14 protein-coding genes are annotated in these 16,113 nt (G+C 72.4%); 6 read left to right on the top strand and 8 right to left on the bottom strand.

Features of this window, described 5'->3' with window-relative positions; all coding sequences use genetic code 11:
* Positions 1-126 precede the first annotated feature (126 nt).
* Both ACH4OW_RS21010 and ACH4OW_RS21005 read left to right on the top strand, forming a co-directional pair.
* Positions 127-855 (top strand): hemolysin III family protein, encoded by a 729-nt coding sequence (locus tag ACH4OW_RS21010; protein WP_360127437.1) that lies wholly within the window; start codon positions 127-129, stop codon positions 853-855.
* Positions 856-1,269: 414 nt separating this feature from the next.
* Entirely contained in the window at positions 1,270-1,902 is a 633-nt protein-coding gene (locus ACH4OW_RS21005) for a TetR/AcrR family transcriptional regulator (protein ID WP_398029541.1), read from the top strand.
* Between the two features lie 58 nt (positions 1,903-1,960).
* Here the strand turns inward: ACH4OW_RS21005 and ACH4OW_RS21000 are convergent, their stop codons facing one another.
* The 3 genes from ACH4OW_RS21000 to ACH4OW_RS20990 all read right to left on the bottom strand — a co-directional run bounded on the left by ACH4OW_RS21000 (position 1,961) and on the right by ACH4OW_RS20990 (position 5,730).
* Positions 1,961-2,428, bottom strand: coding sequence for a MerR family transcriptional regulator (locus ACH4OW_RS21000; RefSeq protein WP_398029539.1), 468 nt, complete (start codon positions 2,426-2,428; stop codon positions 1,961-1,963).
* 150 nt (positions 2,429-2,578) lie between these two features.
* Positions 2,579-3,604 carry an MDR family NADP-dependent oxidoreductase gene (locus ACH4OW_RS20995; protein ID WP_398029537.1) on the bottom strand — a complete coding sequence of 342 codons (1,026 nt, stop codon included), beginning with the start codon at positions 3,602-3,604 and terminating at the stop codon, positions 2,579-2,581.
* A gap of 86 nt (positions 3,605-3,690) precedes the next feature.
* Positions 3,691-5,730, bottom strand: a complete 2,040-nt coding sequence (locus tag ACH4OW_RS20990) for a thioredoxin domain-containing protein (protein ID WP_398029535.1) — start codon at positions 5,728-5,730, stop codon at positions 3,691-3,693.
* A 233-nt stretch (positions 5,731-5,963) separates the two neighbouring features.
* On the opposite strand from ACH4OW_RS20990, the gene ACH4OW_RS20985 reads away from it, so the two are divergent.
* Entirely contained in the window at positions 5,964-9,251 is a 3,288-nt protein-coding gene (locus ACH4OW_RS20985) for a tetratricopeptide repeat protein (RefSeq protein ID WP_398029533.1), read from the top strand.
* A gap of 60 nt (positions 9,252-9,311) precedes the next feature.
* Here the strand turns inward: ACH4OW_RS20985 and ACH4OW_RS20980 are convergent, their stop codons facing one another.
* Together ACH4OW_RS20980 and mca are read right to left on the bottom strand one after the other, a co-directional pair.
* On the bottom strand, positions 9,312-9,626 hold the full coding sequence (locus tag ACH4OW_RS20980) for a hypothetical protein (protein ID WP_398029767.1): 315 nt from the start codon (positions 9,624-9,626) through the stop codon (positions 9,312-9,314).
* 7 nt (positions 9,627-9,633) lie between these two features.
* Positions 9,634-10,506, bottom strand: coding sequence for a mycothiol conjugate amidase Mca (mca, locus tag ACH4OW_RS20975; RefSeq protein ID WP_360127416.1), 873 nt, complete (start codon positions 10,504-10,506; stop codon positions 9,634-9,636).
* A 94-nt stretch (positions 10,507-10,600) separates the two neighbouring features.
* Here mca and ACH4OW_RS20970 point away from each other — a divergent pair, with 94 nt between their 5' ends.
* Together ACH4OW_RS20970 and greA are read left to right on the top strand one after the other, a co-directional pair.
* Complete coding sequence (locus ACH4OW_RS20970) at positions 10,601-11,008, top strand: DUF4307 domain-containing protein (protein WP_360127413.1); 408 nt, start codon at positions 10,601-10,603, stop codon at positions 11,006-11,008.
* Between the two features lie 237 nt (positions 11,009-11,245).
* Entirely contained in the window at positions 11,246-11,743 is a 498-nt protein-coding gene (gene greA, locus ACH4OW_RS20965) for a transcription elongation factor GreA (protein WP_360127410.1), read from the top strand.
* Positions 11,744-11,863: 120 nt separating this feature from the next.
* Here greA and ACH4OW_RS20960 read toward each other — a convergent pair whose 3' ends face one another.
* The 3 genes from ACH4OW_RS20960 to ilvA form a co-directional block, all read right to left on the bottom strand.
* Positions 11,864-12,724 (bottom strand): ABC transporter permease, encoded by an 861-nt coding sequence (locus ACH4OW_RS20960; protein WP_360127407.1) that lies wholly within the window; start codon positions 12,722-12,724, stop codon positions 11,864-11,866.
* Positions 12,721-13,782, bottom strand: a complete 1,062-nt coding sequence (locus ACH4OW_RS20955) for an ATP-binding cassette domain-containing protein (RefSeq protein WP_360127404.1) — start codon at positions 13,780-13,782, stop codon at positions 12,721-12,723. The genes ACH4OW_RS20960 and ACH4OW_RS20955 overlap by 4 nt, the downstream gene beginning before the upstream one ends.
* A gap of 214 nt (positions 13,783-13,996) precedes the next feature.
* Positions 13,997-15,403, bottom strand: a complete 1,407-nt coding sequence (ilvA, locus tag ACH4OW_RS20950) for a threonine ammonia-lyase (RefSeq protein WP_398029529.1) — start codon at positions 15,401-15,403, stop codon at positions 13,997-13,999.
* 156 nt (positions 15,404-15,559) lie between these two features.
* Between ilvA and ACH4OW_RS20945 the strand changes: the two genes are divergently transcribed.
* Positions 15,560-16,060 (top strand): MarR family transcriptional regulator, encoded by a 501-nt coding sequence (locus ACH4OW_RS20945; RefSeq protein ID WP_360127398.1) that lies wholly within the window; start codon positions 15,560-15,562, stop codon positions 16,058-16,060.
* The last annotated feature ends 53 nt before the right edge of the window (positions 16,061-16,113 follow it).

The raw sequence follows: 16,113 nt of genomic DNA, 5'->3' as shown, positions 1-16,113 counted from the left end.
TCCGGTGCCGACCGCACTCATATGATCATCCGACCCCGATCCATATCTGTCCAGAGGAGGTTCTCGTGACCGTCACCACTTCCGGATCAATCCGTAACCTACGGTTGCGTAGGTAGCATGGCCGCCATGACTTCCGCGCCCGACGCCGCCGAAAGCCACACATCCCCTGTGACCAGCGCGGCCGCCGACGCCGTTTCCGCGGTCGCCGGCCTGGCCGCGCCACTCAAGCCCAAGCTGCGGGGCTGGCTGCACGCCGGAATGTTCCCCGCCGCCCTCTTTTCAGGAGTCGTGCTCACGGCCCTGGCCGACAGCACCCGCGGCCGGATCGCCTGCGCCGTCTACACCCTCTCCGCCTGCCTGCTCTTCGGCATCAGCGCCCTCTACCACCGCGGGAATTGGGGCCCACGCGCGGGCGCCGTCCTGCGACGGCTGGATCACGCCAATATTTTCCTGATCATCGCGGGCACCTACACCCCGCTGACCATGCTGCTGGTCCCCGGCACCCGCGGACAGATGCTCCTGTGGGCCGTCTGGGCGGCCGCCCTCGCCGGCATCGCCTTCCGCGTCTTCTGGGTGGGCGCGCCACGCTGGCTCTACACCCCCTGCTACATCGCGATGGGCTGGGCGGCCGTCTTCTTCCTGCCCGACTTCCTGCGCGCGGGCGGCATCGCCGTCCTCGTGCTCGTCATCGTCGGCGGCGTCCTCTACAGCGCGGGCGGCATCATCTACGGGATCAAGCGCCCCAACCCGTCACCGCGCTGGTTCGGCTTCCACGAGGTCTTCCACTCCCTGACGCTGGCGGCCTTCGTCGTGCACTACGTCGGGATCTCACTGGTGGCCTATTCGCATTCCTGAGGCCCCCGCCCCGCCCGGGGAACCACCCCGGCCGCGGGGCCCGGCGCCCTTGCCCCGCCGGCGCCACGCTCCCCCGCCCGCCCGTGGCCGCGGCCTCGACGCCGCGGCCACCTGCCATGTCAGGGCGGCCACCCCGGCCAGGACCAACGCCACCACCGTGGCCGTCCCCCCGACGAGAAAACCTCCGACGCACGCTGCTGCCGCGAACACGGCAAACACGTCAACTGCGGTACGCATACGCGCAACACCCCCTCCAAGAATCACTGACAGTGACCTTGCCCTGGCTAAAGCGTTACACACACCACTGACAAACAAGGAGACATCAAGAATGCCCCCAGGGCCGACAGTTCTCACCCCTCAATAGCTCCTGTTTCCCGGCAGCGGCCGCCGGGGCCGCCGGCCCGGTGCCGGACAATGACGCCCATGGCCTCCGCACAGAAGACCGCCGCGCAACCGGGCGCCCAGCAGCCCGGACTGCGGGAGCGGAAGAAGATCCAGACCCGGCGGGCCATCCGCCGGGCCGCCTACCGGCTCTTCGAGGAGCAGGGGTACGACGCGACCCCGGTCGACCGGATCGCCGAGGCCGCCGACGTCTCCCCCAGCACGGTCTTCCGCTACTTCCCCACCAAGGAGGACATCGTCCTCACCGACGCGTACGCACCGGTACTGGCGGCCGGCCTGCGGGCCAGGCCCGCAGGCGAACCGGTGGTCGAGTCGATGCGGCACGCCGCCGTCGGTACGCTGCGGCGGCTCGCGGCGGAGGAGCGCACCGAGCTGGTCCAGCGCATCCGGCTGGTCCGCGAGGTGCCCGCGGTCCGCGGCCGGACGGCCGAGAACACCGCGCGGGACAGCGCGATGATCAGCGCCGTACTGGCGGAGCGGACCGGCAGGCCGGCCGACGACCTGGAGGTCCGGGTGGTCGCCGCGGCGATCCTGGCGGCGCTCCAGGAAGCGCTGATGCGCTGGGTCGCGGACGGCCGGCGGGACGACCTCGAAACCCTCATCGGCCGGACGACGGACGTGCTCGCCCGCGGCCTGACGCTCTGAGCGCCCCGCGGCCTGAACCGCTCCGAGTGTCCCCGGCGGAGAAGCGCCGCCGCCCGCCTCACTCCCTCAGGGCACTGCCGTACGGGGCCACCCGCCCCGGTTCCCTGGCCGGTTCACCGAGCCGCCGCGCCAGCCGAGCGCGCAGCCGGGTCAGCCGCTCGATGCGGGCGTCCAGATCCGCCAGCCTGCGGCGGGCCACCACCTCCGCCGCGCTGCGGGAGCCCGCCCCCGCGCCGCCCCCGGCGCCACTCTGCCCGCCGTCGGCCGGCCCGTCACCGGTGAACAGGACCTCGGGCACGCCTTCGGGCGGCAGCGTGTCGAGGAGGTGCGCGAACGACCTGATGTCACCCACCGTCAGCCCGGCTTCGAGGAGTTCGCGCACCATCCGCAGCCGGTGTACGTCCTCCGGCCCGTACACGCGGTGCCCCGACGGCGTGCGCCGGGCGGTCACCAGCCCGTGTTCCTCGTAGTAGCGCAGCGCTCTGGCCGTCAGGCCCGCGGCAGCCGCGGCGTCCCCGATGCGCATCCGGTCCTCCCCCGCCGGGGCCCCTGGCAGGCGGTGCCCCGGTACGTACGTCCGCTCCTGCGTCAGACCGTACGTCGCCAGGACACCGCACCGCCGGTCCGGCCGGCCGAACCGTCAACACGGCGGAGGCCCGGATACTCCGTCGATCTCTTACAACTCCACCAGTACGGCCCCCAGGTGCCGCCCCGCGATCAGCTCCTGGAGGGCGCGCGGCGCCTCCTCGATGCCGTGCAGCCGGGCGTGCGGGAACGTGAGCGTGCCCTCCTTCAAGCCGCGCCCGAACTCCTCGTTCCACTCGTTGATCAGTTCGAGGTGGTCGTAGAGAGCGACGCCGCGCAGGGTGACACTGCGGGCGAGCAGGGACAGCGTGTCAATCTCCGTCGTGCGCGCGCCGGAATCCGAGAGCTGGGCGGAAAGCGCGCCGACCAGCGCGATACGGGCGCCGCGGTTGGCCAGCGCGATGGCCGCCTGCAACTGCTCGCCGCCCACGTTGTCGAAGACCGCGTCGACGCCGTCCGGGGCCGCCGCGCGCAGTTGCTCCTCGATGGGGCCCGCCCCCCGGATCACCACCGCGTCGTACCCCAGCTCCTTGACGAGGCGATCCGCCTTGCGCTGCGACCTCGTGCTGCCGATGATCCGTACGGCACCCCGCAGCCGGGCGATCTGACCGGCCAGCGACCCCACGCCGCCGGCCGCGCCGGTCACGAACACCGTGTCACCCGAGCGCACTTCGGCGCCCCGCACGACGCCCATGTAGGCGGTCGGCCCCTGGGAGAGATAGGCGGCCGGGTCGGGCAGCAGGTCCGGGTCGCGGCGCTGCAGCGCCGCCGCGTCCACGAGGGCGTACTCCCGCCAGCCGAGGGTGTGCTCCACCAGGTCGCCGGGGGCGAACTCGCCGCCGGGCGCTTCGGCCACCTCGCCGATGGCCGACCCGTACAGCGCCTCGCCGGGCACGAAGGACGGCATCGGGACGCCGGTGGCCTCGTCCATGAGCGTGCGCATCACGGCGGCGACGGCCATGGTCGTGTTGCGCACGAGCACCTGCCCGGGCCCCGGCCGGGGAACCGGCACCTCGACCACCTCGAAGAGGTCGTCGGTGAGCGGCCCCTCGGGCCGGCCGGTCAGGCGGACTTCGCGGTGGGTCGCGGGCAGGCTGCCCTCGGTACGGTTCGTCATGCCCTCACGCTAGAACTTGACGCCCGCGTGAAGTTCAAGTCCGCTCCTGGACCTAGGACTTCCGGCGGGCGGCGCCCACCGCCCTTTCAGGAACGCAGCCGCTCGCCGAGTCCCTCCGGGTCGGTGACCGGGCGCTCGCACGTGAAGTGGCGGCAGACGTACGCGGCGGGCCGCCCGTCGACCAGGGGGCGGTCCTTCAAAAGCGGCACCTCCTCCGTACCGGGCTCCCCGAGGGCGACCACCGCGCCGGGTGCCGTGCCCAGGAGGGCGGCGCGGTGCAGCGCCCGGGTGGCCGGGTCGTCGCCCGGGCCGACGACCGCGATCTCGCGCGGCCCGTCGAGCGCCGCCTCCGCGACGGCGAGGCCCCACCCGATGAAGCGCGGCGCCCGGCCGCCCAGCGCCTTGACGACGCCCAGGGCGCGTTCGGCGGCGTCCCGGTGCAGTCCGCTGCCGGTCAGCGCGGCGTACGACAAGAGCGCGCCGGCGGCCGCCGTCCAGCCGGACGGCGTGGCGTTGTCGGTCGGGTCCTGCGGGCGGCGGATCAGCTGCTCGGCGTCGTCCGCGGTGTCGTACAGGGTGCCGTCCTCGGCGCTGAAGTGGACGAGCACCGTGTCCAGGAAGAGGCCGGCGAACTCCGCCCAGACGCCCTCACCGGTGACCGAGGCGAGCGCGAGGAAGCCCTCGGCGACGTCCGCGTAGTCCTCCAGGACACCGGAGTTGGCGCCGGCCACACCGTCCCGCGAGGTGCGGTGCAGCCGCGCCTGCCAGTCCATGTGGACGCGTACGAGCAGGTCGGCGGCGTCCGTCGCGGCCTGCACGAAGTCCGGGCGGTCGAAGTAGGCGCCGGTCTCGGCGAGGGCGGCGACGGCCAGGCCGTTCCAGGCGGCGACGACCTTGTCGTCACGGCCGGGGCGCGGCCGGGTGTCCCGGGCCGCGCGCAGCCGCTCCTTGACGCTCTCGATCCGGTCGGCGTCCACCAGGTCGTCGGTGTCGGGCAGTTGGAGGACGGAGGCGCCCTCCTCGAAGGTGCCCTGGTCGGTCACGCCGAAGTAGTGCGCGGCGAGCCCGGCGTCCCGCTCGCCGAGGACCTCGCGCAGCTGTCCGGGCGTCCATACGTAGTACGCGCCCTCGACGTGCTTGCCGGTGCCGTCGTCGGAGTCGGCGTCCAGCGCGGAGGCGAAGCCGCCCTGCTCGGTGCGGAGTTCGCGGACCATGAACTCGGCGGTCTCGACGGCGACGCGCCGGGCGAGGTCGGAGCCGGTGGCCCGCCACAGGTGCGCGTACGTGCGGCACAGCAGCGCGTTGTCGTACAGCATCTTCTCGAAGTGCGGCACGGTCCAGGTGGCGTCCACCGCGTAGCGCGCGAAGCCGCCGCCGAGCTGGTCGTAGATCCCGCCGCGTGCCATCGCCTCGGCGGTCGCCTGCACCATCTGGAGGGCCGCCTCGGACTCCGTACGGGCGTGGTGGCGCAGCAGGAACTCCAGCACCATGGACGGCGGGAACTTGGGGGCGCCGCCGAACCCGCCGTGCACGGCGTCGAAGTTACGGGTCAGGGCCAGCAGCGCGGCCGCCAGGTCCTCCGGGCCCGGCGGCACCTGGTCGCCCTTGGCCAGCGATTCGGAGAGCGAGCGCCCCGACAGGTCGGCGACGATCCGCCCGGCGACCTCGCCGACCTCGTCGCGGCGGTCGGCCCAGGCGCCGCGCACGCCCTCCAGGACCTGCGGGAAGGAGGGCATGCCGTGGCGCGGCGCGGGCGGGAAGTACGTACCGAAGTAGAACGGTTCGGCGTCGGGGGTGAGGAAGACGGTCATGGGCCAGCCGCCCTGGCCGGTCGCCGCCTGGACGGCCTCCATGTAGACCGCGTCCACGTCGGGCCGCTCCTCGCGGTCCACCTTCACCGACACGAAGTGCTCGTTGAGCAGCGCCGCGATCGCCTCGTCCTCGAAGCTCTCGTGGGCCATCACATGGCACCAGTGGCACGAGCTGTAACCGACGCTCAGCAGTACGGGCACCCCGCGCCGGCGCGCCTCCTCGAACGCCTCGGGGCACCAGGGCCACCAATCGACCGGGTTGTCGGCGTGCTGGAGCAGATACGGGGAAGTCTCATGAGCCAGGCGGTTCGGCATGGGGCCATCCTCTCTCACCGCGGCTGCCGCGGCGGGGAGCGGAGGGGCGGCGGAGGAGTTATCCACAGCCCTGCCGGATTTCGCGCGGAAGCGGAAGACTGTGGGTACGGAGCCGATCACCGCGGGTCTGGGCGCAGGAGCTGCCCCGGCCGCCGGGACGGGCCGGGAGGCCGGGGAATTCCGGGAGCACCGGAAGCCGCCGGGACGCTGGGAACTGCAGGAGGGGGAGAGGCATGCCGGGCTCACTGGCCGGGCTGCGCGACAGCCACCGGGCGGATGCGGAAGGGCTGCTGGCGCGGGCCGTCGAGGAGGAGGTCCGACGCTCGGGAGGGTCCCTGGACCGCGGTGTCCTGCTGTCCAGGGCGCAAGCGGTGCTGGACGATCTCGCCGGCAAGGCGGCCGAGGAGTACGGCGCTTACGTGCACGCGCTGGACGAGGCGGCGGCCGGGCACCGGCCGCTGTCCGAACGGCTGACGCGCAAGGAGTTGAGCACGCCCGCGGTGGCCACGCTGGTCGCGGCCGTGGCCGCCTTCGGCACCGACCTGGCGTACGGGACGGGCCCCGGCACGGCCCTCGGCGTCGGTGCCGCGGTGGTCGCGGCGGGCGCCGCGGCGACGGTCGTGAAGCTGACCGCGGGGCACTGGCCCGCGGCGCACCGGCAGGCCGGGATGCGCGGCCAGCCGGGCGGCCCCGAGCAGCTGCGGCTGCAGTGGCTGACGGCGTTGGAGGTGCGGGGCATCCGGCCGTTCCTCGACCAGCAGCGGATGCTGACGGCGGCGACGCGCGGCGGCCCCGCCGGCAAGCCCGCCGCGTCGCGGGCCACCCGGATGCCGCCGCTGCGCGGCACGGACCGCAGCGCGGCGGCGCGTCAGCGGTCGGTGCTGGAGCAGTCCTTCGCCCACCTGCCGCAGCCCGAGCAGCCGTTCGCCGGGCGGCGCAGGCACCTCACGCAGATCGCGCAGTGGGTGCACGCGGCCCGCGCGAGCACCGAGACCAGGCCCACGGTGGTCGTGCTGCACGGCGAGCCCGGCTCGGGGCGTACGGCACTCGCGGTGCGGGCCGCGCACCAGCTGCGCGACCAGTTCCGCGGCGCGTGCGTGGTGGACCTGCGCGGCGACACACCGGGCGAGACGCCGCTGCCGACCCGGGACGCGCTGCTGCACCTGCTCAACCGGCTGGGCGCGCCGCGCGAGCAGCTCCTGTTCCGGGAGCGGCCCTCCCTGGACCAGCACGTCAAACGGCTCACGGAGCTGTACCACAAGCACCTGACGGGCCTGCCCGTGACGGTTCTGCTGGACGACGCCTCCGACCCGGAGCAGGTGCGCCTGCTGGTGCCGGACCGCTCCGACAGCCTGGTGCTGGTGACCACCCGCGAGCCCATGGAGCTGCCAGGCGACCTCCAGGCGTGGGTGCACCAGCTGCCGGTGGGCGCGCTGGACTCGGCGGGCACGGAGGAGCTGCTGCGGGCCACGGCCGACGAGTCCCAGGGCGAGACGGGGCCGTACGACCACGGGTCCGTCGAGCGCATCGCGCAGCTGTGCGCCGGGCTGCCGCTGGCCCTGCGGGTGGCCGGGTCCTCGCTGGGCCCGCGGTCGCCCGCCACGCTCGCCGCCGACCTGGAGGAGAGCGCCGCACGCCACCCGTCGGCCGAGGACCGGGCGGCACCGGTCGAGACGGCGCTGTGGCTGCGGTACGCGGACCAGTCGGAGACGGCGCGGCGGCTGCTGCGCCGGCTCGCGCTGGTCGGCCGGGCCAGCCTGGGGGCCGCCGCCGCGGCGGCGCTGCTGGGCGTGGCCGAGCCGGAGGCCGAGCGGCAGCTGTCCACGCTGGCCGCCGCCGGGCTGATCGAGCGCGTGCGCAGCGACCGCTATCGTCTGCACGCGCTCGTGCACCACTTCGCGCACGCCCGCCTGCTGGACGAGGAGGACCCGGCCGAGCGCGGCACCGCCCAGGAGCGGCTGATCCGCGGCTACGCGGAACTGGCGGACTCGGTGATCCGCCTGGTCGACGGCCGGACGTCCACCCGCGCCGACCGCTTCGGCTCGCACGGCTTCACCTCCCTGGACGCGGCCCTCCAGTGGCTGGACGACGAGACCAGCTTCATCACGGCCGCCCTGCGCCACGCCGACCAGGACGTGGACCAGGCCGCCGTCTCCCACCTGCTGGGCGCGCTGGCCGACTACTGCCTGCTGCGCGGCGACCTGTACCGCCTCGGTGAGCTGAGCGAGCTGACCAAGGCCGCCGACCAGGGGCTTCTCGTCCGGTCCGTGCAGTGGCGCACCGGTGTCGCGGCCCGCCAGCTCGGCGAGCTGGACAAGGCGCGAACGACCCTGGCCTCGGTCGTGGACCTGTATTTCGAGGCGCAGCATCCGGTGGGAGCCGCGCGCGCCCTGCGTGACCTGGGCATCACGCTCCAGCAGCAGGGCAACCTGACGGAGGCCGCGGTCAAGCTGCGCGAGGCCCTCGCGATGCAGTCCGAGGCGGACGTGCGCGGTGACCGGGCGTGGACGCTGCACGCCCTGGCGGCGGTGGAGCGGGACCGCGCGCAGGTCGCGGTGGCGCTGGATCTGCTGCGCGAGTCCCTGGAGCTGCACCGCGAGAGCGAGAGCCTGCACGGCCAGGCGTGGGCGCACTTCCAGCTCGGCCAGGTGTATCTGCGGATGGGCGAGGTGCCGCGGGCGGAGAGCGCGTTCCAGGCGGCGCTGGAGCTCTACGGCCGTACGCACGACGATCGCGGCGAGGCGTGGGCGATGACCCAGCTGGCCCGTGCGCGGCTGGTGGACGGCGACCCGGGCCCCGCGGTGGACCAGCTGCGGCAGGCGCTGCCCCTGCACCGCCGCTACGAGGACGCCCGCGGCGAGGCCTGGACGCTGTACTACCTCGGCCAGTCGCTGGAGGAGCAGGGCGACCTGGACGCGGCGCTGCGGCACCTGGAGCGTTCCCGGACGATGTTCAGCCGGATGCAGGACGGCTACGGCCTCGCCTGCGCCCGGCACCACTCCGGGCGTGTCACCCGGGACCTGCGGGCCGCGCAGACCGGCTCGCTGCGCAACAGCGGCTTCGCCAGGCAGCTGCTCCAGGACGCCCGCAAGGACTTCCAGCGGATCGGCGTTCCGCACGGCGAGGCGTGGTCCTGCCTGGAGTTGGTGATCATCGATGCGGGGAACGGCCGGACGGCGCAGGCGCTGGAGCTGGCCGACGAGGCGGCGCGGACGTTCGCCGGCTACGGCGACCGGCGCGGCGAGGACTGGGCCCGTTTCCTGCGCTGCACCCTGCTGCCGTTCGCCTCGCCGGGCGGTTCGGTGGTGGGCACGGCGGTGGCGCAGGAGGAGCTGGCGCAGCTCGTGCGGGAGCGGCACGCGACCCGCGACTCGAAGCTGGAGGACTGCGCGGAGACGTTCGCGCTGCTGCTGGACCGCGGCGTCGAGCCGGAAACGGGGTGGGAGGCATGGCGGCTCGGCATGGTCCCGAACCGCCACGCACGCGAGGTCATGGGCGTGTCCATACCCTCGTCGCAGTGACGCCGGGCGGGCCGGTGGACGGTTTCCCGTCCCACCCCGCCCGGCGTCGGGGGAAGCCGCTCAGCCCGTCTTGGGCTGCGCCTTCCCCGAGGGCTGCCCCTTGGCCTGGCTCTGCTTCGCCTGGCTCTTCGCCGTGCCCTTCGTCGCCTCCGTGCCGCCGGGGGCCGTGCCGCCGGGGGCGGCGGGTCCCTCGGGCGACTCCTCGAAGTCGACCTTCTTCATCTGCTTGTTCATGGACTTCATCAGCAGCCATACGGCGCCGCCGATGACCGCGAACACGATGAAGCCGAGGACGCCCGGGGTCACCTTGTCCTTGTCGAAGCTGTCGGCAAGGGTGACGAAGTGCGTCACGGCGAGGGTGCTAGTCGCGCTCATCATGGACTCAATTGTTGCGGATGCCCGCGAAGAGGTCGTCCTCGGGGAGGGACGTGTCGACGAGCGACTTGGCGAGCTCGTACTCCTCCGTCGGCCAGACCTCCTTCTGGATGTCCATCGGCACCCGGAACCAGCCGCCGTCGGGGTCGATCTGCGTCGCGTGCGCGATCAGCGCCTTGTCGCGGATCTCGAAGAAGTCGGCGCACGGCACGTACGTGGTCAGCGTGCGCTCGCGGCGCTCGAATTCCTTCCAGCGCTCCAGCCACTCCCCGTACGGCGACTCCAGGCCGCGTTCCAGCAGCGCCTCGTGCAGCGCGACGGTGCGCGGCCGGTTGAAGCCCTGGTTGTAGTAGAGCTTCTGCGGCTGCCAGGGCTCGCCCGCGTCCGGGTACTTCTCCGGGTCGCCGGCCGCCTCGAAGGCCACCATCGAGATCTTGTGGGTCATGATGTGGTCGGGGTGCGGGTAGCCGCCGTTCTCGTCGTAGGTCGTGATGACCTGCGGCTTGAACTCACGGATCAGCTTCACCAGCGGCTCGGCCGCGGCCTCCACGTCCTGGAGGGCGAAGCAGCCGTCGGGCAGCGGCGGCAGCGGGTCGCCCTCGGGCAGCCCGGAGTCGACGAATCCCAGCCACTCCTGCTTGATGCCCAGGATCTCCCGGGCCTCGTCCATCTCCTTCTTCCGCACTTCGTGGATGTGCTCCTCGATGTACGGGTCGCCCTGGAGCTTGGGGTTGAGGATGGAGCCGCGCTCCCCGCCCGTGCAGGTGGCGACCAGCACGTCCACCCCCTCGGACACGTACTTGGCCATGGTGGCCGCGCCCTTGCTCGACTCGTCGTCGGGATGGGCGTGCACTGCCATCAGTCGCAGCTGCTCAGTCAAGACTCGATCCTCAGTGAAAGGCCGGAGAAGATGTTTCCTATAGTGACCGAAGCGCGGGGCGATTAATTCCGGAGCCCCCGGCAGGAGGACGATCATGACGGCGGTGCGCCAAGGGATTCCCGACGGGCGCTACGGCCGCTCTGCCGACCGGCGTGCGGACCGCAAGCTGAAGATCGTCGGCGCGGTCCTGGGCGTGGCGCTGCTGGGCGTGGTCGGCTGGTCCGGCTTCTCCTACATCTCCGGACAGGACCTCAGCGGCCGCGTGATCACCTGGGAGCGGGTTTCGGACCACGCCGTCAAGGTGCACCTGGAAGTCGTCAAGGGCAAGGACGACACCGGCGTGTGCACGCTGCGCTCGCAGTCCGACAGCGGCGCCGAGGTGGGGCGCAAGGACGTCACCGTCGACCAGCCCAAGGAGCAGGTGGACATCGAGGTCACCGTGCGCACGACGGCGCGCGCGACCAACGCCGTACTGGTCGGCTGCACGTCCTCCGGAGGCTGACCGGCGCCGGCCGGGGCCGGTGTGTCGCGGGGTCGGTGTCTCGCGGGGCCGGTGTGTCGCGGCGCCGCCGCGTCCCGGCGCGCTGACCGGCGGTGATGCCGTCGAACGCGTTCTCAGCGAAATTCCCCTTCCCCGTTTTGTGCCGGAATTGTTAGGCTCGTGGTTTCGCCCACCCGTGGAGGCGCAGCCTTCCTGGTAGGGCGTTTGATTTATCCCCAGCACCGACGAGGAGCACCTGTGACCCAGACCAGCGACAACGTCACCTGGCTGACCCAGGAGGCGTATGACCAGCTCAAGGCCGAGCTGGAGTACCTGTCTGGTCCCGCACGCGCCGAGATCACCGAGAAGATCGCGGCGGCCCGCGAGGAAGGTGACCTGAAGGAGAACGCCGGGTACCACGCGGCCAAGGAAGAGCAGGGCAAGCAGGACCTTCGCATGCGCCAGCTCAAGCAGCTGCTGGAGACCGCGAAGGTCGGCGAGGCTCCCGCCGCCACTGGTGTCGTGGCCCCCGGCACGGTCGTCACCATCGCGTTCGACGGAGACCCGGACGACACGCTGACGTTCCTGCTGGCCTCGCGGGAGTACGCGAGCTCGGACATCGAGACCTACTCCCCGCAGTCCCCGCTGGGCAGCGGCGTGAACGGCAAGAAGATCGGCGAGACCGCCGAGTACGAGCTCCCCAACGGCAAGAAGGCTTCGGTGAAGATCCTCGAAGCCAAGCCGTACACGGCCTGAGCGTCCCCGGCGCCGCCGAGCAGCGCGACGACCGGCCCGGAGCCCGCTGGCTCCGGGCCGGTCGTGCGTCCGCGGCCGGTCGTGCGTCCGCGCGGGCGGCCGCGGCCCGGCCCGCCGCCCTCAGGCCGTCGCCGACCGGTACTTGCGCACCGCGAGCGTGCGGAAGGCCACGATGATCAGGACGGACCAGATCAGCGAGGCCAGGACCGGGTGCTGCATGGGCCAGGCGTCGGGCGCCTTGTAGTTCGGCGGCAGGTTGCCGAACAGCTCGCGGGCGGCCTGGACCGTGGCGCTGAACGGGTTCCACTCGGCGATGTGCCGCAGGAAGGTCGGCATGTTGTCCGACGGCACGAAGGCGTTGGAGATGAACGTCAGCGGGAAGAGCCAGATCAGCCCGCCCGAGGTGGCGGCCTCCGGCGTCCGTACGGACAGGCCGATCAGGGCGCCGATCCAGGAGAACGCGTAGCCGAGCAGGAGCAGCAGGGCGAAGCCGGCCACGACCTTGGCGATGTTCTCGTGGGTCCGCCAGCCGACGATGAAGGCCACGACCGCGAGGACGACCAGCGTCAGCGCCGTCTGCACCAGATCGGCGAGCGTACGGCCGGTGAGGACGGCACCGCGCGCCATGGGGAGCGAGCGGAAGCGGTCGATCAGGCCGCGGTGCATGTCGTCGGCGATGCCGGCGCCCGCTCCCGCGGTGGCGAAGGTGACGGTCTGCGCGAAGATGCCCGCCATCAGGAACTCGCGGTAGGCGGCGGGCGAGGTGCTGCCGCCGACGGCGATGGACCCGCCGAAGACGTAGCTGAACAGCACCACGAACATGATGGGCTGGATAAGCCCGAAAATGACCATTTCCGGAATGCGCAGCATGCGGATCAGGTTCCGCTTGGCGACGACCAGGGAGTCCCGTACGGACTGGCTGACCGCGCCACGCCGCTTCGGCACCCCGGCGCGCGGGGCGGCTTGCGTCACGGTGCTCACTTGGCACTCTCCTTACCGTCCGAGGCCCGCTTCGGCCCCCGGCGTCCGCCGCGCTGCGCCTTGCCGCCCGCGCCTTCGCCCGTGCCGTCTCCCCCGTTCTCGCCGCCGCCCTCCGCCATTTCGGCGACGTGGCCGGTGAGCGAGATGAACACGTCGTCCAGGGTGGGCCGGCGCAGCCCGATGTCGTCGATCTCGACGCCGCGCGTGTCCAGTTCACGGATGACCTCGGCGAGCAGCTTGGCGCCGCCCGTCACCGGCACCGTGATCTTGCGCGTGTGGGTCTCGATCTTGGTCTCGCCCTTGCCGAAGCCGCGCAGCACCTCGTCGGCCGTCGCGATGTGCTCGGCGGCGTGCACGACGAGCTCCACCCGCTCGCCGCCGGTACGGGCCTTGAGCTGGTCGGACGTGCCGCGGGCGATGACCTTGCCGTGGTCGACCACGCAGATGTCGTGCGCGAGGTGGTCGGCCTCTTCCAGGTACTGGGTGGTGAGCAGCAACGTCGTGCCACCGGCGACCAGTTCCTGTATGACCTCCCACAACTGCTGGCGGTTGCGCGGGTCCAGGCCCGTGGTGGGCTCGTCCATGAACATCACGGGCGGGCTGACGACCAGCGCGGCCGCCAGGTCGAGCCGGCGCCGCATGCCGCCGGAGTAGGTCTTGGCGGGCCGGTCGCCAGCGTCGGCGAGGTGGAAGCGCTCCAGCAGCTCCGCGGCCCTGGCCTTCGCGTCGCGCCCGCTCATCTGGTAGAGCTGGCCGACCATCATCAGGTTCTCACGGCCCGTCAGGTACTCGTCCACGGCGGCGAACTGACCGGACAGGCCGATGGACCGGCGTACTTCGTCGGGGTGCTTGAGGACGTCGATCCCGGCGACGACGGCGGTGCCCCGGTCGGGTTTGAGCAGGGTCGTCAGGACTCGTACGGCGGTGGTCTTGCCCGCACCGTTCGGGCCGAGCAGTCCGAGGACGGTTCCTTCGGGGACGTCGAGGTCGACGCCGTCCAGAGCCCTCACCTTGCCGAAGGTCTTGACCAGACCCTCGGCGTAAATGGCGCCTGGCATGTGGGTACTCCCAAGGTATGGGTTAACTCCAGGAAGAATTTTACTTTTAACGGACACACTTGCCCAATGGGTGCATATCCGCCGAAGAGGGCGTGCCCGCGCACGGCAGCACTCCACGTCGACCCGGACCATACCGCACTCGCGATACATCGCGATATACGTCAGATGGCGTTTGCGTACGGCGGCGCCATCAGCCGCGTACCTCGGGCGCCTGTCAGCCCATGACGGTGTAACCCGCCTCGCGCAGGGCCGCGCCGACCTCGGTGCAGTGCTCCGGGCCCTTCGTCTCCAAGTGCAACTCCACCTCCGCTTCCGTGAGTCCGAGCCGCGGATCGGTCCGCACATGGCTCACGTCGAGGACATTAGCGTCGACCACTGACATCACCCCGAGCAGCGTCGCGAGGGCCCCCGGGCGGTCCGTCAGCCGCAGGCGCAGCGACAGGTAACGCCCCGCTGCGGCCATGCCGTGCCGCAGGGTGCGCTGCATCAGCAGCGGGTCGACGTTCCCCCCGGACAGCACCGCGACCACCGGCCCCTCGAAGGCCCCGGGCCGCGACAGCAGCGCCGCCACCGGGCTCGCCCCGGCCGGCTCCACGACCAGCTTCGCCCGCTCCAGGCAGAGCAGCAGAGCGCTGGAGAGCTCGTCCTCGGTGACCGTACGGACCTCGTCCACGAGCTCGCCGATGATTTCGAACGGGACATCGCCGGGTCTGCCGACCTTGATGCCGTCCGCCATCGTCGTCGGCGCCTCGATCGAGACCGGGTGCCCGGCCGCCAGCGAGGGCGGATAGGCCGCCGCGCCCGCCGCCTGCACCCCGATGATCCGTACGTCGGGGCGCAGCGCCTTGACCGCCACCGCGATGCCCGCCGCCAGCCCGCCGCCGCCGATGCCCACCACGATGGTGCGCACCTCCGGGCACTGTTCGAGTATCTCCAGACCCACCGTGCCCTGGCCGGCGATGATGTCGCGGTGGTCGAAGGGGTGGATGAAGACCGCGCCGGTCTCCCGCGCGTACTCCTGGGCCGCGGCCAGCGTCTCGTCCACGACGTGGCCGTGCAGCCGCACCTCGGCGCCGTACTCACGGGTCGCGGCGACCTTCGGCAGCGGGGCGCCGACCGGCATGAACACCGTCGAGCGCACCCCGAGCAGCGAGGCGGCCAGCGCGACGCCCTGCGCGTGGTTGCCGGCGCTGGCGGCGACCACGCCGGCTGCCCGCTCCTGCGGAGACAGGCCCGCGATCCGCACGTACGCGCCACGTATTTTGAAGGAGCCGGTGCGCTGCAGGTTCTCGCACTTCAAATGCACCGGCGCCCCCAGCAAACCGGACAGGTGCCGGCTCCCCTCCAGGGCGGTGGACCGGGAGACACCGGACAGGATCTTCTGCGCCTCCCGTACGTCCTCGACGGTCAGCGCGGCGGGGGCGACCGCGGCGCCGCTCCGGGGCCGTACGGAAACGGAGGCGGAACCGGAACCCGGCGCCGCTCCGGGCTCCCCGCCGGACGTCTCCGCGCAGGCCGGGCCCGACCCCGCCCCGGGCCTTCGACCGGCGGTGGAACCGGAAGCGGAACCAGAAGAGGAACCGGAGGCAGGAGTGGACTCGTGCGGCGTGTGATCGGCCATGAAGCCCAGTCTTACAGGCCGGACCGCGGCGGGTCCGCCCGGGCACCGGACCGGTGTCACGGAGATACGTCTTTGGACAGCGCCGGTACGGTCCGCGCCCGGGCCGCGTACTCTGTCCCCCAATCCGTACGCATCCCATGAAGCGAGCTCCCGGCCATGCCCACCTCTTCGGACATGACGACCCACACCGACCCCGCTCTTCTCGACGCGCTGCAACACCAAGTCGCCGTTTTCGCCCGCCGCGCCGAACAGAGCCGGCTCGGCGGCGTCGGCCAGGCACGCAATTCCATGGACCGTGCCGCCTATCTGCTCCTCAACCGCCTGGACAAAGAGGGCCCGATGGGTGTCAAGGCGCTGGCCGCCGGCATGGGCATCGACTCCTCCACCGTCACCCGCCAGGTCGCGCCGCTGGTCGACTCGGGCCTGGTCAACCGCGCCTCGCACCCCGAGGACGGGCGTGCGGTCGTGCTCCAGCTCTCCGAGCGCGGCCGGGCCCGCCTGGAGGAGGTGCGCGCCTCGCGCCGCGCGCTGATGGCCCTGGTCACCGAGGAGTGGACGGAGGAGGAGCGCGACGCGTTCTGCACGCTCCTGACCCGCTTCAACGCCTCCCTGTCCACCGTCACGGCGACCCTGCCCCCGGTGCCTTCCAGCTCCTGACCAGCGGTTCCCGGCAGGCCGCCGGGCCCGCGGCGGGCACCCCGCCGCCCCGC

It is taken from the genome of Streptomyces sp. NPDC017056, from assembly GCF_044332485.1.
Classification (GTDB): Bacteria; Actinomycetota; Actinomycetes; order Streptomycetales; family Streptomycetaceae; genus Streptomyces.
The sequence above is the reverse complement of the archived record's forward strand: the minus strand, read 5'-3'. Positions and strand labels throughout refer to the sequence as shown.

What these genes read in the sequence shown, in the direction of transcription:
- ACH4OW_RS21005 (WP_398029541.1), top strand. Translation starts at nt 1,270, where the DNA reads ATGACGCCCATGGCCTCCGCACAGAAGACCGCCGCGCAACCGGGCGCC.
- ACH4OW_RS21000 (WP_398029539.1), bottom strand. Translation starts at nt 2,428, where the DNA reads ATGCGCATCGGGGACGCCGCGGCTGCCGCGGGCCTGACGGCCAGAGCG.
- ACH4OW_RS21010 (WP_360127437.1), top strand. Translation starts at nt 127, where the DNA reads ATGACTTCCGCGCCCGACGCCGCCGAAAGCCACACATCCCCTGTGACC.
- ilvA (WP_398029529.1), bottom strand. Translation starts at nt 15,403, where the DNA reads ATGGCCGATCACACGCCGCACGAGTCCACTCCTGCCTCCGGTTCCTCT.
- ACH4OW_RS20945 (WP_360127398.1), top strand. Translation starts at nt 15,560, where the DNA reads ATGCCCACCTCTTCGGACATGACGACCCACACCGACCCCGCTCTTCTC.
- ACH4OW_RS20995 (WP_398029537.1), bottom strand. Translation starts at nt 3,604, where the DNA reads ATGACGAACCGTACCGAGGGCAGCCTGCCCGCGACCCACCGCGAAGTC.
- ACH4OW_RS20980 (WP_398029767.1), bottom strand. Translation starts at nt 9,626, where the DNA reads ATGAGCGCGACTAGCACCCTCGCCGTGACGCACTTCGTCACCCTTGCC.
- ACH4OW_RS20990 (WP_398029535.1), bottom strand. Translation starts at nt 5,730, where the DNA reads ATGCCGAACCGCCTGGCTCATGAGACTTCCCCGTATCTGCTCCAGCAC.
- ACH4OW_RS20955 (WP_360127404.1), bottom strand. Translation starts at nt 13,782, where the DNA reads ATGCCAGGCGCCATTTACGCCGAGGGTCTGGTCAAGACCTTCGGCAAG.
- ACH4OW_RS20970 (WP_360127413.1), top strand. Translation starts at nt 10,601, where the DNA reads ATGACGGCGGTGCGCCAAGGGATTCCCGACGGGCGCTACGGCCGCTCT.
- ACH4OW_RS20985 (WP_398029533.1), top strand. Translation starts at nt 5,964, where the DNA reads ATGCCGGGCTCACTGGCCGGGCTGCGCGACAGCCACCGGGCGGATGCG.